12 protein-coding genes are annotated in these 14,902 nt (G+C 61.5%); 3 read left to right on the top strand and 9 right to left on the bottom strand.

Annotated features, from left to right (window positions below):
- Positions 1-510 precede the first annotated feature (510 nt).
- Complete coding sequence (locus AC0Z8Z_RS04885; protein WP_485618138.1) at positions 511-1,878, top strand: pyridine nucleotide-disulfide oxidoreductase; 1,368 nt, start codon at positions 511-513, stop codon at positions 1,876-1,878.
- Positions 1,879-1,962: 84 nt separating this feature from the next.
- Here AC0Z8Z_RS04885 and AC0Z8Z_RS04880 read toward each other — a convergent pair whose 3' ends face one another.
- Complete coding sequence (locus AC0Z8Z_RS04880; RefSeq protein ID WP_485618136.1) at positions 1,963-3,216, bottom strand: M20/M25/M40 family metallo-hydrolase; 1,254 nt, start codon at positions 3,214-3,216, stop codon at positions 1,963-1,965.
- Between the two features lie 163 nt (positions 3,217-3,379).
- On the opposite strand from AC0Z8Z_RS04880, the gene AC0Z8Z_RS04875 reads away from it, so the two are divergent.
- Positions 3,380-3,616: an HP1242/YdcH family protein gene (locus tag AC0Z8Z_RS04875; protein ID WP_272635402.1), complete on the top strand. Its 237-nt coding sequence runs from the start codon at positions 3,380-3,382 to the stop codon at positions 3,614-3,616.
- Between the two features lie 279 nt (positions 3,617-3,895).
- Here AC0Z8Z_RS04875 and csrA read toward each other — a convergent pair whose 3' ends face one another.
- The 3 genes from csrA to AC0Z8Z_RS04860 form a co-directional block, all read right to left on the bottom strand.
- The gene (gene csrA / locus AC0Z8Z_RS04870; RefSeq protein WP_122537958.1) at positions 3,896-4,084 is read right to left on the bottom strand and encodes a carbon storage regulator CsrA; all 189 of its coding nucleotides are present in this window, start codon (positions 4,082-4,084) and stop codon (positions 3,896-3,898) included.
- A 590-nt stretch (positions 4,085-4,674) separates the two neighbouring features.
- The gene (locus AC0Z8Z_RS04865; protein WP_122537960.1) at positions 4,675-6,027 is read right to left on the bottom strand and encodes a GntP family permease; all 1,353 of its coding nucleotides are present in this window, start codon (positions 6,025-6,027) and stop codon (positions 4,675-4,677) included.
- A gap of 128 nt (positions 6,028-6,155) precedes the next feature.
- Positions 6,156-6,683, bottom strand: coding sequence for a gluconokinase (locus tag AC0Z8Z_RS04860; RefSeq protein ID WP_163023182.1), 528 nt, complete (start codon positions 6,681-6,683; stop codon positions 6,156-6,158).
- A gap of 268 nt (positions 6,684-6,951) precedes the next feature.
- Here AC0Z8Z_RS04860 and gntR point away from each other — a divergent pair, with 268 nt between their 5' ends.
- On the top strand, positions 6,952-7,968 hold the full coding sequence (gene gntR, locus AC0Z8Z_RS04855) for an HTH-type transcriptional regulator GntR (protein ID WP_485618135.1): 1,017 nt from the start codon (positions 6,952-6,954) through the stop codon (positions 7,966-7,968).
- Between the two features lie 199 nt (positions 7,969-8,167).
- On the opposite strand, the gene AC0Z8Z_RS04850 is transcribed toward gntR, so the two are convergent.
- From AC0Z8Z_RS04850 to glcD, 5 genes are all read right to left on the bottom strand, one after another.
- Positions 8,168-10,345 (bottom strand): malate synthase G, encoded by a 2,178-nt coding sequence (locus tag AC0Z8Z_RS04850; RefSeq protein ID WP_485618134.1) that lies wholly within the window; start codon positions 10,343-10,345, stop codon positions 8,168-8,170.
- Positions 10,346-10,416: 71 nt separating this feature from the next.
- Complete coding sequence (locus AC0Z8Z_RS04845; protein ID WP_485618133.1) at positions 10,417-10,824, bottom strand: heme-binding protein; 408 nt, start codon at positions 10,822-10,824, stop codon at positions 10,417-10,419.
- Between the two features lie 66 nt (positions 10,825-10,890).
- Positions 10,891-12,114 (bottom strand): glycolate oxidase subunit GlcF, encoded by a 1,224-nt coding sequence (glcF, locus tag AC0Z8Z_RS04840; RefSeq protein WP_485618132.1) that lies wholly within the window; start codon positions 12,112-12,114, stop codon positions 10,891-10,893.
- A 3-nt stretch (positions 12,115-12,117) separates the two neighbouring features.
- Positions 12,118-13,215 carry a glycolate oxidase subunit GlcE gene (glcE, locus tag AC0Z8Z_RS04835; RefSeq protein WP_485618131.1) on the bottom strand — a complete coding sequence of 366 codons (1,098 nt, stop codon included), beginning with the start codon at positions 13,213-13,215 and terminating at the stop codon, positions 12,118-12,120.
- Positions 13,215-14,714, bottom strand: a complete 1,500-nt coding sequence (gene glcD / locus AC0Z8Z_RS04830; protein WP_485618129.1) for a glycolate oxidase subunit GlcD — start codon at positions 14,712-14,714, stop codon at positions 13,215-13,217. Before glcD ends, glcE begins: the two co-directional genes overlap by 1 nt.
- Positions 14,715-14,902 lie beyond the last annotated feature (188 nt).

Genomic DNA, 14,902 nt, shown 5'->3' with positions numbered 1-14,902 from the left:
TCAGTTCTTTGCAACTATCACTTTACGTTTTCGACTTCGCTGAACGGCGCTTAGTGCAAGCGCCCGATACTTCTTGTTCCAGGATAAATCCGTTCAGGTGCGCGATGAGTTGGCGGTAGCGTCCCTTGGGGAAAACTGACAACAGGCGGCGCGGACTGTGGGATCGACGGAGCCTCGGGAAGGGTGTGCGGCCCTTAACGCGGCGTTCCAGAGCCTGCGCCGGATCAATTGACCCGGGTCGATGCTCCTGTTGTCACTGCCGCCAATGTGTCGCTCCTCATTGCGGCATTCATGCCTGCCAAATTTAGTCATTTAGTAAACAGCTCATTTTTTTTCAACTAGAAAGTTCAGACATCGTCTCAGCGATAGCGGTTGAACGCGCACGGAAGTGCGGCTGTTCATAACGCAGGCGGCGATACGGTAACGACCCAGCGTGGAGTGACAATTATGCAAGGAGATCATCTGGAAACCGATTGCGGTTGTGTAGTAGGAGGTGCCGGACCTGCAGGAATGGGGCTGCTGTTCAACGCATTGAAAAGCGGCGCCATGCCAGAACTGGCCAAGGAAGGTTTAATCATTGTCGACGCAAGTCCCACGCCGGGCACGGGGCGTCTGGGCGATTACCGAATCACCGCCAACTCGGTGGGCGATGTGTTTCTGGATTGTCTGCGCGACCCGGCGCTGCGTGATGTATTTGAACCCCTGGAACATTCGGCCGCCTATTGGCGCATCAGACACCAGGCGCAAAGCGCGCCGCAGTTGGCGGACGTCGCTGAACTGCTGGCGGAAGCCTCGAAGCTGGTGCTCGACTTTATCGTCGAGCGCTATGGCGTGAAGTTATGGAGCAGCACGACGATCACCGAGATCGTGCGCGAAGACGATGAGTATCAGGTGTGGGTCGAGTCAGATGGCCGCAGTCGGCGTATTCGTAGCCGCGCAGTCGTCCTCAATCTGGGCGGCTGGCAGGACCCTCAGCACCTGCTCGACAGCCTGGCGGATCAAGGCCTCGCGGTGCCACCTTCGGCGCGGATCGAGAGCGCCGACGCGCTGCTGAGAATGAACGCCGTGCAGTTGCGCCACCTTTTTGCGACGACGCTGGCGGGCAAAGGGCGGGTATGCGTCGTGGGCGGCTCCCACAGCGCGTTCTCGGTGCTGGAAAACCTGGCCGACGCGCTGGAGTTTGCCGGCCTGGAGGAGGTGACGCTGGTGCACCGTTCGCCGATCCGTCTGTTTTACGAAACTGCTCAGGCCGCGCTGGATGCGGGCTATGCGTTCGATGCGGCGAGGGACGTCTGCCCGGTTTCGGGTCGGGTCAACCGCTCCGGCGGTTTGCGCTACCGGGCGCTGGACGTGGGACGTGAAGCCCTGTCCAAGGGCCAGATCGGCAAGACCGGCGTGCGCGTGCAGTTGCTGCAAACCCATCAGGGCCCGGCCGATCAGTTCGAGCGAGCGCGTCAAGCGCTGGCGGAAGCCGAGATCGTCGTGCAGTGCACGGGCTACCAGCCGGTGTTGCCGGCCTTGAGTCATGCCGGTGGCGAGGCCATCACGCTGATGGAGGTCAAGGGTGGGCTGGATTCCGATCCCTCGGGGTGTCCGCTCGACGCCAGCGGTCAGCGCTTGCATGGTCTGCACTTGTTCGGTCTGGGCGCAGGACTGGGCGTCGATCCACGACTGGGCAGCGAAGCGTCGTTTGACGGCCGCATCTACGGCGTCTGGCAGTTCCATCACGACGCCAGCGGCGTCGTGATCGACTCGGTCCTGACCCGCCTGCAGACCCCGGCCGTGCAGCCTGTTCCTGCAGCGCCGCGACTGGTGTCCAGTCGCAGCGAAGAGCGTCTGCCGTTCCTCTGGCCCGTGCTGGCCAACGCGCAATCCTGACTCTCCTTGCAGCACTTGTATCCCGGCGCACCTTTGTTTGGGTGGTCCGGGATTTTTTTTGCCCGAGAGACGACCAGGCGTTGGTCACTTGCCCGGAGTGCGCGTCGCCAGCTCCATGATCATCCGCGTCAACAGGTAAATGCGCGGCGACACACTGTCGACTTCGGCATATTCCTCGGGCGTGTGAATGTTGCCGCCAACAATGCCGAAGCCGTCCAGCGTCGGCACACCGACCCCGGCCGAGAGGCTCGCATCGGCCGCGCCGCCGCTGCCTTCGACGGTCAGCTTGCGGCCGATCTCGCCGTAGATGCCCTGAGCGATATCGACCAGTTTGTCGGTTTCCGGCGTCTGCGGCATCGGTGGCAAGCCGCGCTCCAGACGGGTCGTCACTTGGGTGTCGGGGATCAGTTTGTCAGCCGACACCCGCGCCAGATCCTTCTCGATACGATCAAACTCCTCCGGCACGGCGGCGCGGACATCGGCCTTGGCGGTGGCTTGATCGGGGATCACGTTGGTGCGATCGCCGGCGTTGAGCACGGTGAAGTTGATCGTGGTCTTCTTCTCGGCATCGCCGAGTTTGCCCAGTTGCAGGATCTGATGTGCCGCCTCCATGGCCGCATTGCGCCCCAGTTCCGGCGCGACGCCGGCGTGAGATGCCTTGCCCTTGACCTCAACCACGGCGGTGGCGCTGCCTTTGCGCCAGATCACCAGGCCGTCGGCAGGGCGTCCCGGTTCCAGGTTCAGGGTCACATCGTGCTGTTTGGCGACCTTTTGAATCAGTGCCGTAGCGGCGGCCGAGCCGGTTTCCTCGCTGGCGTCCAGCAGGAAGGTAATCTGCGCGTAGTCCTTGAAGTCGAGCTTCTTCAGAATCTTCAGCGCATAGAGCCCGGCAACGATGCCGCCCTTGTCGTCCATCACCCCCGGCCCGTACGCACGACCGTCCTTGATATGGAATGGCCGGGCGGCGGCGGAGCCTTCCTTGAATACGGTGTCCATGTGCGCCATCAGCAGAATCTTCGCCTTGCCGGTGCCCCTGAGCGTCGCGACCACATGCTGGCTCTTGTCCGGCGCGGTGTTAGGGACCATTTCGATAGTCGCGCCCAGCGCCTTGAGTTGCGCGACGACGATGTCACGCACTTGGGTCAGTCCCGGCTCATAGCCGGAGCCCGAATCGATATTGACCAGTTGCTCCAGCAGCTTCAGCGCTTCGTCCTTGTAATGCTCGGCATCCGCCTGGACCTGTTTGTTGGGCTCGGCGAAGACAGGCGCTGCCGCGGAGAAGGCGATACCGAAGGCCAGAGCGCTGGCGAGAAGAGAACGAGAAAACGGCGAGGTCATGGTCGATCCTTGAAATGGCATGAAAAGGGTTCGACCGATACCCTAGCCCGTTGTACAGGATCGTGCATGTCAAAGCGCGTTATTCACATCGGCAAAAACGCCGAACCTTTAAGCTGGGCTACCCTCAACATGCCTACATCAGTCATCAGAGGAGAGGCATCCCATGCCGGTTAAGCACGATTTGTACGCGGACCTGAGCATCACCAAAGAAGACCTTGCCGAGCGCAAAGGCGGCGACGCGAAGCTCAATGCCTTGGTCGAGCACTACGATGAGCTGGACATCCAGATTGTCAGCGCCGAAGAGGCGGGCGATATTCCCGATGACGAATTGAAAAAACTCAAGGAAAAACGCCTGCAGGCAAAAGACACCATCGCCAGCCACCTGAACACGGCGGGCTGATCGGGTTAAACCGGTTGATAACTAAAAACGGCCGATCTCTTATGGAGGTCGGCCGTTTTAGTTGGCGATACCGGATGTCTGACAACTTGTCGCGACATCCGGAAGTGCATCGTCCGATACGCAGATTCTCTGCATTCGCTCACGCTTAGTTATCAGCGAAGCTGACTTTGATGGATCCAAAGTGCGGACGAAAAAAACGGCGCCTTGTCAGTCGCCGTCGCCGATCTGTCAGCACCTGATGGCCGCTGACAGTTATCGAATAAGCATAAACCGGTGGGTTTATTGCGGATCCTGGTCGGTTGCAGTTTCGGCCTTGATGCGTTTGTAGATTTCTTCGCGGTGTACGGAAACATCTTTCGGGGCGTTGATCCCGAGACGGACCTGGAGGCCCTGAACGCCCAGAATGGTAACGGTGATGTCGTCACCGATGTTTATGCTTTCGCCGACTTTACGGGTGAGTATCAACATAATCTTTTCCTTGATGGCCTCATGAAGCGCCTCTGCCGGGAGGCTGGCGTGAGCCTTTGGGTGATGGTAATTGCCGATTGCATCCAAATGCGGTCATCAGTATGACGCCATTGGTACGATTTTAATTCCCCAGGTTCATCGTCTCGTCACAGTGAGCGTCGCTCCTGGGGCAGAACGGCATGGGAATCTTGCCTGATGCTGGCGGTAATTTCCCGTACGAATCGGCTATCGCATTGATAGCCGGATTCAGAGCGGCGCCTATTCCACACTCCTTTGCCCTTTATTGCAAAGAACTCGTAGCGGCCGGCGATGAAATTTTCATTAGATTGCCTCGTACGAGTTCTCTGAGAGGAGTGTAGGAGACTTCCTAAATGAGTACCGGCAAAACGCCGTAACTTTAATCGAATTGATGACGGGATGTGTGAACGGTTTTGTATCAGGCCCGGCTGGGCTGCACCGAAGACTCGGGTGGCGTCATCAGCAGAGCGGTGGTGAGCGCTTTGAGTGGGTCAGAAATGACATGCCCACCGTAGAGGTGGGCATGGGAACAGCGGCAAGGATCGCAGCGTCAATTTGCCGCGATCAACCCATCAGACCACCATCGATAACAGCATGATCAGGATGATGCCCACGACCGACAGGATGGTTTCCATCACGGTCCAGGTTTTCAGCGTCTCGGACACGGTCATGTTGAAGTACTGCTTGACCAGCCAGAAGCCCGCGTCGTTCACGTGGGACAGGATCAGCGAACCGGCACCGGTCGCCAGTACCAGCAGCTCACGGTTCACGCCCGGCACCATGCCGACCACCGGCGCAACAATCCCGGCACCGGTGATGGTGGCGACGGTCGCGGAACCGGTAGCGATACGGATGACCGCAGCCACCAGCCACGCCAGCAGAATCGGCGAGATCTGCGCCTGCACGGCCATGTGGCCGATCAGGTTACCGACGCCACTGTCCACCAGCATCTGCTTGAAACCACCGCCGGCACCGACGATCAGCACGATTGCGGCGACGGGCGCCAGGCTCTGGTCGAGCAGCTTGATGATGTGGTCGCGGCTGAAACCACGTGCCGAACCAAAGGTGTAGAACGCCAGCAGCAGGGCAAACAGCAGGGCAGCGATCGGGTGACCGATGAAGTCCATCCAGATGCGGAAGATGTGACCGGCTGGCAGCGCCACGTCGGCAAACGTCTTGAGCAGCATCAGGAACACCGGCAGCAGGATCGTCACCAGGGTAATGGCGAAGCTTGGCAGGTTGTCGTTGGTCGACTCCTTGGCAATCTGATCCATCAGTTCTTTCGACGGGTTGCCCGGAATGCGCTGGGCAATCCACTTGCCGTAGATCGGGCCGGCGATGATGGCAGTCGGGAAGGCCACGATCAGACCGTAGAAAATGGTCTTGCCGATGTCTGCGTTGAAGATGCCGATGGCCAGCAACGGACCCGGGTGCGGAGGCACCAGACCGTGGACGGCCGACAGGCCTGCCAGCAACGGGATACCGATCTTGACGATGGACACGCCGCTGCGACGGGCAACGATGAACACCAGCGGGATCAGCAGCACAAAGCCGATTTCGAAGAACAGCGGGATGCCTACCAGAAACGCCGAAAACATCATGGCCCAGTGCACGCGGTCCTTGCCGAAGCGACGGATCAACGTCTGGGCGATCTGGTCAGCACCGCCGGAATCGGCCATCAGCTTGCCGAGCATGGTGCCCAGGCCAAGAATGATGCCGACGAAACCCAGCACGCCGCCGAAACCGTCCTGGAATGATTTCATCACTTTTTCGACCGGCATCCCGGAGGTCAGCCCGAGAAAACCTGCCGCGATGGTCAATGCAATAAAGGGGTGGACTTTGAACTTGGTGATCAAAAGCACAAGGCCAATGATGGTCACCAACGCATCGACCAGCAGATACGTGTCTTGAGTCATGCCGAACATGGGGGTGTCTCTCCGTTGTATTTTGTTTTTTTGGAGCTACTGCTTGACGCTGTTGCTCTCTGCCCTGTGAAGCGAGGGCAGCGTCATCAGAGACAGCGCTACCTTTGTCGCTCACGCCTGATCGAGGATCAAGAGCCGGTGCGCGCGGTGACAGATGGGGTTTGTGGCTCGGCGCTGGACTCGCTCCACCAGGTGGCCGCTTCCTTACCGATGGTCTCGATGGATTTGGTCGCGTCCACCACCAGTGTGCGGTCCTCGTTGTAAGGAGGTTCGAGGGTCGCGAACTGGCTGTCGACCAGACTGGCCGGCATGAAGTGCCCCGGGCGATGGGAACAGCGTTCGGTGGCGAGTTCTTTGGTCAGCTCCAGAAACACGAAACCCAACCCCGGCACGGCCGCACGCAGACGGTCACGGTAGATGAGCTTGAGGGAGGAGCAGGTGAGAACGGGTTTTTCGCCGTTCTTCAAGGCGGTGGCAACTTCTTCGCCGAGGCGGGTCAGCCAGCCGGCGCGATCGTTGTCGTCAAGCGGATGGCCCGCGCTCATCTTGTCGATGTTGGCTTGAGGATGGAACGCATCACCCTCGATCAGGCGGCCGCCGCTGTTGTTTGCGATGGCCTCGCCGACGGCACTCTTGCCGCAGCCGGAAACACCCATTACCACGATGGCGGAAATAGCATGTGGAGCAGTAGTCATAAAAACCTCGTCCCGGAGACAGCGCTGTCTTCGCCGAATGGTGTGCAAGTCCGGCGAGACTGTTTCCAGGTGTAGTCATTGTTATGGGTATCTCGCTGATCCATGAGATGCAAAAACCCGGTCGTGGAATCGATCGAAAAGTTGCGGGCCTCCGTGAGATAGCGCTACCTTAGAGCCCATCCCACACAATCGCAACCCCCTCAGCTTTCTTCCAATCAGTTGGCAACGCATGACACGTATTGGTTCCCGTTCCACCGGTCGTCCCACCCTTAATGAAGTCGCCAAACTGGCCGCCGTCTCGCCGATTACCGCGTCCCGAGCCTTGCGTGGCGTGACCACCGTGGCACCGCAGTTGGTGGAAAAAGTCCGCGCTGCTGCGCTGAGTCTAGGCTATGTCGCCAATCCTGCTGCACGGGCCCTGGCGTCTTCGCAAAGTCAGTCGGTGGTAGTGCTGGTGCCGTCGCTGTCCAACCAACTGTTTATCGAAACCCTCGAAGCCATTCAGACGGTCTTGCGCCCGCGCGGGCTTGAAGTGGTGATCGGTAACTATCACTACTCGCCTATAGAAGAAGAGAACCTGCTGCGCAGTCATCTGTCCCACCGGCCTCGGGGGATTCTGCTGACCGGTTTCGACCGCAGCGTGGCGGCGCAGCAATTGCTCGCCGCCAGTGGCGTGCCGTGCGTGCACATGATGGAACTCGACCCGACCCGCGCCGAGCCATGCGTAGGGTTTTCCCAGCAACAGGCAGGTGCCGAGGCGGCGCGTCATTTGTTGAGCCGTGGCCGGAAGCGATTGGCGTACGTATCGGCGCAGCTCGATCCACGGGTGATTCAACGGGGCGTTGGCTTTCGCGGCGTGCTGGAGCAGGAAGGGCTGTATGACGAGGCATTGCAAATGGCGTCGCCGCTGCCGTCGTCCATCGGTCTGGGCAGTGAGCTGTTTGCCCGATTGCTGGAAGCACATCCGGACGTCGACGGGGTGTTTTTCTGCAACGACGACCTGGCCCAGGGCGCATCATTGGAGGCCCTGCGACGGGGCGTCCGCATTCCGGAACAGGTTTCGCTGATCGGCTTCAACGACCTGCCGGGTTCGGCGCACATGGTCCCGCGCCTGACCTCCATCCGAACCCCGCGCGAACAGGTCGGCCAGCGCGCCGCGCAACTGTTGCTCGGCCTGCTGGACGGTACGGTTCATGAGGCGCAGGTTGATCTCGGGTTTGAGCTGGTGGTGCGAGAAAGCACTTAGGACCTTCGTGAGCAAGGTGGAACGCCACCCCGGTCACTCCCACAAATCCTCCATCCACCCCAAAGCTTGAGTCAGACGCTGAACCTGTGGGAGCGAGCTTGCTCGCAAAGGCATTCTGTCAGCCAGCCTGAGTGCTGCTGACCCAGCCCATTCGTGAGCAAGTCACCCCCACTTCAAAATCCCCAGCGCTTCCGCTCGATCAATGCTCCTTCTTGAACGCCAACCGGAATTCATGCAACAGCGGTTCGGTGTAGCCGCTCGGCTGTTCGCTGCCTTTAAACACCAGCGCGCTGGCGGCCTGGAAGGCCACTGACTTTTCGAAATTGCCGGCCATTGGCGTGTAAGCCGAGTCCCCGGCATTTTGTCGATCGACCACCTTCGCCATACGTTTCAACGCATCTTTCACATAGTCCTCGGAGATCACACCGTGGCGCAGCCAGTTGGCGATGTGCTGGCTGGAAATGCGCAGCGTCGCGCGGTCTTCCATCAGGCCGACGTTGTGGATGTCCGGCACCTTCGAACAGCCAACGCCTTGCTCCACCCAGCGCACCACATAGCCCAACAGACCCTGAGCGTTGTTTTCCACTTCTTCGCGAATCTGATCCTCGTTCCACTCCGCCTTTTCGACGACGGGGATGCTCAGCAGGTCCAGCAGAATGTCTTCGCTGATGCTTTCGAGATCGACCTGTTCCAGCTCCTGCTGCACCGCTTTCACGTCCACCTTGTGGTAATGCAGTGCGTGCAGGGTAGCGGCGGTCGGCGAGGGCACCCACGCCGTGGTCGCGCCGGATTTCGGGTGCGCGATCTTCTGCTCCAGCATGTCGGCCATCAGGTCCGGCATCGCCCACATGCCTTTGCCGATCTGCGCACGGCCGCGCAACCCGCACGCCAGGCCGACCAGCACGTTGTTGCGCTCGTAAGCCTTGATCCACGGCGTGGCTTTCATGTCGCCCTTGCGCAGCATCGGCCCGGCTTCCATCGAGCTGTGCATCTCGTCGCCGGTGCGATCAAGGAAACCGGTGTTGATGAAGGCGACCCGAGAGGATGCGGCTTCGATGCACGCCTTGAGGTTGACGCTGGTGCGCCGCTCCTCGTCCATGATCCCCATTTTGAGGGTGTTGCGCGGGATCTTCAGCGCGTCCTCGATGCGGCTGAACAGCGTGTCGGCGAACGCCACTTCGTCCGGGCCGTGCATCTTCGGTTTGACGATGTAGACGCTGCCGGCGCGGGAGTTGGTGCGGTTGTGCAGGTCGTGCAAGGCAATCAGGCTGGTGATGACGCCATCAAGAATGCCTTCGGGGATTTCCTTATTGCCGTCGTAAAGGATCGCCGGGTTGGTCATCAGGTGGCCGACGTTGCGGATGAACAGCAGCGAGCGACCGTGCAGGGTAATCGCGCTGCCGTCGGCCGCCGTGTATTGGCGGTCGGCGTTCAGGCGACGGGTGATGGTCTTGCCGTTCTTGATCAGGGCTTCGGTCAGGTCGCCCTTCATCAACCCCAGCCAGTTGCGGTAGATCACCAGCTTGTCGTCGGCATCGACCGCGGCGACAGAGTCTTCGCAGTCGATGATGGTCGACAGCGCAGCTTCCAGCAGCAGGTCCTTGATCCCGGCCGGGTCAGTGGCGCCGATCGGGCTGGCGGGGTCGATCTGGATTTCGATGTGCAGGCCGTTGTTCTTCAGCAGGATTGCGTTCGGCTGGCGCGGCTCGCCCTGATAGCCGACGTATTTCTCGGGCTGTGCCAGGCGCGACTGGCTGCCGTCGGCGAGGGTGACCAGCAATTCGCCGCTGTCCACCGCATAGGCCTTGGCGCCGACATGGGTGCCGGACGCCAGGGGCGCGGCTTGATCCAGCAGGGCGCGGGCGAAGGCGATGACCTTCTCGCCCCGCAACGGGTTGTAGCCCGCTTTGATTTCGGCGCCGTTGGCCGAGGAAATGGCATCGGTGCCGTACAGCGCGTCGTACAGCGAACCCCAGCGCGCGTTGGCGGCGTTCAGGGCGTAACGGGCATTGGCGGCAGGCACCACCAGTTGCGGACCGGCCTGCTCGCTGACTTCGATGTCCACCTTGTTAGTGGAAACCTTGACCTCCGCCGGCACCTGCTTGAGGTAGCCGATGCTGTCGAGGAAGGCGATGTACGCCGGCATGTCGGTGACCGGGCCAGGGTTGGATTTGTGCCACTTGTCCAGTTGAGCCTGTATGCGGTCGCGCTCTTTCAGCAGCTCCCGGTTGACCGGGGCGAGGTCATGGACCAGCGAGTCGAAATCGGCCCAGAACAGTTCCGGGGTCAGGCCTGTGCCGGGAATCACTTCCTCGTCGACAAAGCGCTTGAGGTTGGCCGCCACTTTAAGGTTGTGGCAATTGACGAATTCGGTCATCTGGGGTCTCCATCGTGAATAGGGGTTGGCACCCTTGGGCGCCGGCGCGTAGAGGGTTATCGCGGGTGGCGTTATTGCGCGCTTACCGCGGCCACCCCGGCCTTGGCCACTTGCGCATCCTGGTCGCCCTTCACGCCGGACACACCCACGGCGCCGATGGTCTGGCCATCGATGATCACCGGTACACCGCCTTCCAGCGACGTCAGCAGCGGGGCAGTGACGAATGCGGTGCGGCCGCCGTTGACCATTTCCTCATAACCCTTGGATTCGCGACGCCCCAGCGCCGAGGTGCGGGCTTTTTCGATGGCGATATAGCCGCCGATGGGCGCGCAGCCGTCCAGGCGCTCGAAGCCCAGCAGGTGACCGCCGTCGTCCGTCACGGCGATGGACACCGCCCAACCGTTGTTCTGCGCCTCGGTACGGGCGGCAGCGAGGATCTGGGTGACTTCGGTCTGGGTCAGTACGGATTTGGTTTTCATGCAGTTCTCCTGAAGGGCAAGGGGTGTCATGCGTGTCGGTCTGATACGGAGCCAGGGCGCCTGCAATCAACTTGGAGGCAGCGCGTCCTCGATGAGTTCGATCCAGTGTTTGACCGGCGTGCGATTGGCGCTGGCCAGGTGAGTCTGACAGCCAATGTTGGCCGTCGCGATCACGTCCGGGTTGCCACTTTCCAGCGCATTCATCTTGTTGTCCCGCAGCTGTTTCGCCAGCACCGGCTGGGTGATCGAATAGGTGCCGGCCGACCCGCAGCATAAGTGACTGTCGGGCACCGGTGTGAGATTGAAGCCCAGCCGGGTCAGCACAGACTCGACGGCGCCGCCGAGTTTCTGCGCGTGCTGCAGCGTACACGGGCAATGGAAGGCCAGGGTCTGGCGGGTACAACCGCCGAGCTGCTCCAGGGGTTCGGCGCGCAGCACTTCGACCAGATCCTTGGTGCGCTCGCTGATCATCGCGGCTTTTTGCGCGTAAGCCGGGTCGTGGCGCAGCAGGTGGCCATAATCCTTGACGAAGGCGCCGCAGCCGCTGGCGGTCTGCACGATGGCTTCGGCACCGGCCTGAATGCTCGGCCACCACGCATCAATATTCCGTCGCGCCCGCTGCAGGCCTTGTTCCTGGGCGTTCAAGTGGTAATCCACGGCGCCGCAGCAACCGGCCTGGGCGATGGATGTGATGCTGATGCCCAGCCGATCCAGCACCCGCGCCGTGGCCGCATTGGTGTTGGGCGACAAACCGGGTTGCACGCAGCCTTCGAGAATCAACATTTGCCGTGCATGTTGCCCGGTCGGCCGCGCCTTGGCCGGGCGGATGTTGCCGGGCAGCTTGGTCTTCAATGCGCCGGGCAGCAGTGGCCTGAAGGAGTTACCCAACTGGGTCAGGGATTTGAACAGCCCGGCATTGGGAACAACGGCGCGCAGGCTGTCGCGCAGTAATTGTTGGCCCAGCGGGCGCGGCACGGCGGCGTCGACCACTTCCCGGCCGATGTCCAGCAGGTTGTGGTAGTCGACGCCGGAAGGGCAGGTGGTTTCACAGTTGCGGCAGGACAGGCAGCGGTCCAGGTGCAGCTGGGTTTTCTCGGTGACTTCCTTGCCTTCCAGCACTTGTTTGATCAGGTAAATGCGCCCGCGTGGCCCATCCAGCTCATCGCCGAGCAGCTGATAGGTCGGGCAGGTCGCGTTGCAGAAACCGCAGTGCACGCAGCTGCGCAGAATGCTTTCCGCTTCTTCGCCACGGGGCAGGCTTTTGGCGTGTTCGCTCAGGGTCGTCTGCATGGTTCAGATCTCCGCGTACATTCGGCCCGGATTGAACATTCCGTGCGGATCGAGTTGCGCCTTCAGCTGGCGGTGGTAGCGCAGCAAGGGCGTGGCCAACGGCTGAAAAGGACTGTCATCGAGGCCGTGGCTGTAGCAGGTGGCGTGACCGCCTGCAGCGCTGACGATGCGGCGAATCTCGCTGCCGCTGGCGTCGGATTTGAGCCAGCGTTGCGCACCGGCCCAGTCGATCAATTGATCCCCCGGCAGGTCCAGCGCCGCCGTGCTGACGGGCAATGACACGCGCCACAGCGGCCGGCCATCGGTGAAGAAATCCAGGCGGTGTTCGTTCAGCGCGCGCCAGTAAGCCGGGTCGATGGATTCGCCGCCGAGGCGGTCATGGGCCGCCGCGACTGAACCTTCACCGCCTTCAAGGCGCAAGCGCAGCACGCGGCCGTCGTGGCTGGCGGCGCTGATCGGCAGCGGTTGCTGACCCCACTGCGCGAGGCGGGCGAGGGCGGTGGCGCTGTCCATCTCCAGTGCGATGCTGGTGCACAGCCTCGGTTTGGGCAGGACTTTCAATGAGACTTCGGTGATCAGGCCCAGGCAACCGAAACTGCCGGCCATCAGGCGTGACAGGTCGTAGCCGGCGACGTTCTTCATCACCTCGCCGCCGAAGCGCAGATGCTTGCCCAGGCCGGTGATCACCCGCGTGCCCAGCACAAAGTCCCGCACCGAGCCTGACCATGGCCGGCGTGGCCCGGACAAGCCTGCGGCGACCATGCCGCCGACGGTTCCATCACCTGCGCCGCCATCGCTGTAGCTGGGTGGCTCGCAGGGCAGCATCTGACCGGCGTCTTCCAGCGCGGCGTTCAGCACCGACAACGGCGTGCCGGCGCGGGCGGTGATCACCAGCTCGGTCGGGTCGTAGGTGACGATGCCGCAGTGGCGGCGGGTGTCGAGCACCTCACCTGCCACCTCGCGACCCAGAAATGCCTTGCTGTTGGCACCTTGAATGCGCAGCGGCAGGGCGGATTGAATCGCCTGGTTGACCTGTTCCAGCAGCGCATCGCTGGCATCGCGCTCCTGGGCCACGAAGGGCGGCTGACGTTGGGCATCCATCAGAAACGCTCCAGTTCAGGGAAGGGCAGCTTGCCCATGTGCACGTGCATGGCACCGAATTCGGCGCAGCGGTGCAGGGTCGGGATGTTCTTGCCGGGGTTGAGGGTGCCGGCCGGATCGAAAGCGGCTTTTACCGCATGAAACAACGTCAGCTCGTCACTGTTGAATTGCGCACACATCTGGTTGATCTTTTCGCGGCCTACGCCGTGCTCGCCGGTGATGCTGCCGCCGACTTTCACGCACAGCTCCAGAATCTTCCCGCCCAACGCTTCGGCGCGGTCCAGTTCACCGGGTTGATTGGCATCGAAGAGGATCAGCGGGTGCATGTTGCCGTCGCCGGCGTGGAAAACGTTGGCGACCCGCAGTCCGTATTCCTCCGACAGCGCGGAAATGCCCTTCAACACGCCGGGCAATTCCCGACGCGGAATGGTGCCGTCCATGCAGTAGTAATCCGGCGAGAGCCGACCGACTGCCGGGAAAGCGTTCTTGCGCCCGGCCCAGAAGCGCACGCGTTCGGCTTCGTCCTTGGCCTGACGGATTTCGGTCGCCCCGGCGTTTTCCAGCACCCTGCGAACCCGGTCGCAATCGGCGTGTACGTCAGCTTCCACGCCATCGAGTTCGCACAACAGGATGGCTTCGGCGTCCACCGGATAGCCGGCGTGAATGAAGTCTTCGGCGGCGCGAATGGCGAGGTTGTCCATCATTTCCAGGCCGCCGGGGATGATGCCCTCGGCAATGATGTCACCGACCGCGCGCCCGGCTTTTTCCACCGAGTCGAAGGCGGCCAGCAACACCCGTGCGACTTGCGGCTTGGGCAACAGTTTGACGGTGACCTCGGTGATCACGCCGAGCATGCCCTCGGAACCGGTGAACAGCGCCAGCAGGTCGAAGCCCGGCGAATCCAGCGCGTCGGAGCCCAACACCATGTGCTCGCCCTCGACCGTCAGGATGTCGACCTTGAGCAGGTTATGCACGGTCAGGCCGTATTTCAGGCAATGCACGCCCCCGGCGTTTTCCGCGACGTTGCCGCCGATGGAGCAGGCAATCTGCGAGGAGGGATCAGGGGCGTAATAAAGGTCATAGGGCGCCGCGGCCTGGGAAATGGCCAGGTTGCGCACGCCAGGCTGCACGCGGGCAAAGCGCCCGGCGGGGTCGATATGCAGGATTTTGTTGAAGCGCGCCATCACCAGCAGCACGCCTTTTTCCAGCGGCAGTGCGCCGCCGGACAGTCCGGTCCCGGCACCACGGGCCACCACCGGCACGCCGCGCTCGTGGCAGACCTTCAGCAGCGTCTGCACCTGCTCGATGCGCTGGGGCAGCACCACCAGCATCGGCGTCGTTCGGTAGGCGGAGAGACCGTCGCATTCGTAGGGGCGCAATTCTTCCTCCCGATGGAGGATGTCCAGATCGGGCAGGCGGGTTTGCAGCGCTTGGAGCAGCTGTTGTTTGTCGATGGCCGGCAGAACGCCGTCGACGCGTTCGTCATACAGGATATTCATGGTGGGTTCGCAACCCTGTCTTGTTTTTATTGGAGGCCCGTTCCGTGGCGGAACGTGAATGGCTAGCTTGCATCATTGGCTCAGCGGGGCTTAGTGTCTACCGGCTGGAGAAGTGGTCGAACCAGTTTCGCGATGCGGGATCAGGAAATTTTCGGCTAATAAACTTGAATATCAACTAGATAGCGCTG

It is taken from the genome of Pseudomonas sp. 1L-C-7-B-C1 (assembly GCF_057291635.1).
The sequence above is the reverse complement of the archived record's forward strand: the minus strand, read 5'-3'. Positions and strand labels throughout refer to the sequence as shown.